General features: G+C 56.6%; 1 protein-coding gene. It reads right to left on the minus strand.

Annotated elements, in window-relative coordinates; genetic code table 11:
• Positions 1 to 121 precede the first annotated feature (121 nt).
• Positions 122 to 1,072, minus strand: a complete 951-nt coding sequence (locus tag DFS21_RS26400; RefSeq protein ID WP_111533460.1) for a transposase — start codon at positions 1,070 to 1,072, stop codon at positions 122 to 124.
• Between the last annotated feature and the right edge of the window lie 214 nt (positions 1,073 to 1,286).

The raw sequence follows: 1,286 nt of genomic DNA on the forward strand, positions 1-1,286 counted from the left end.
GGGAGCAACTGTCTTGAGGGGATTTTTTTAGAAAGATCCTTTCAGACATAGCTTCGCCAGCGACTCCCTCCAGATGGAGTCGCTGGCGAAGCCCGCTATCAGTAACTACCTCTGAGAAATGTCAGGCTGCGGGCGCCTGGGTTTTATGGTCCTTCCATGGCGTACCGTCCCTCAGCATGGCATTCAGCCGCACCAGCAACACGCGCATGCAAGCCACCACGGCTACTTTGGGGCGCTTACCACGCGCTACCAGTGCGTCATACCGGGTCTTGAACTCAGGGACGTGCCTGATCATCACCCAAGCCGCCATGTAGATAACGCCACGAACTTTGTAGCGCCCGCCCTCGATCTTGCGTGGGCCGCTCTTGCTCCCACTGTCCTTGTTGTAGGGCGCCAGCCCCACCAGGGCGGTGATCTTCCGTCCGCTCAGCGTGCCCAGCTCGGGCAAGTAGGCCATCAGCTTGGCAGTCGTAATCAGGCCTACGCCTTTGACTGATGCCAAGTGCTTGGCTTTCTCGCTGTTCAGCGCCTTTGAGGCCTGCGCAAGGTGTTTGTCCAATGCCTTGATCTGAGCGTTGAGAGACGCAATGTGCTCAGTGAAGAAGGTGATTGCTACAGGGGAAGTCGCTTGCTTGATTCGACGTCTGTCATCGTCGCGATGCTCAACGATCTGATCCCGTAGCTTGACCAGCTCGCTCAGCTCATCACGTGCCTGACTGGGCTCGATCTTTGATGGGGATGCAAGATGCTGAGCAAACTTGGCCAGCATCAAGGCATCGATCCTGTCGGTTTTGGCCAGTTGACCTATTGCTTGGGCATAGTCATGAGAGCGTTTGGGGTTGACGCGGACCACATCCAAATCAGCGATGCGTAACGCCTTGAAAACCGCTTTCTCATAGCCCCCCGTAGCCTCGAGCACGATCCGCTCGACCTCAAGCTCGTTCAAGCAGGCAATCAGCTGGGCAATCCCCTCAGGGTCATTCCTCAGCTGGAATGGCTTGGAAAGTTCAGGCCAGAACCCCACGTCCAGGGTCGCTTTCGAAACATCGATACCAACGAAACAGGAAATCATGGCCAAGCCCTCTTACACTGGGAAGTGAGAGCGCTCTGACCTATCCCACGCTTGTGATTTCGAGCTCGCACCTCATCCAACTGTTCGGGCTTCAGGTCAGAGTGAGGGGTGGATGGCGACTATGCTCCCACACGTGCTCTAGGGCACCGCCGGCTTGCAGTCTGCCATCCACCGCTCTCACCCCTTCAGTCTAAGAGCCTTTCAAGACACAAGC

The sequence above is a fragment of the Pseudomonas sp. 2848 genome, from assembly GCF_003253945.1.
GTDB lineage: Bacteria > Pseudomonadota > Gammaproteobacteria > Pseudomonadales > Pseudomonadaceae > Aquipseudomonas.

Coding starts and splice junctions, on each gene's coding strand:
- DFS21_RS26400 (WP_111533460.1), bottom strand. CDS start 1,072: ATGATTTCCTGTTTCGTTGGTATCGATGTTTCGAAAGCGACCCTGGAC.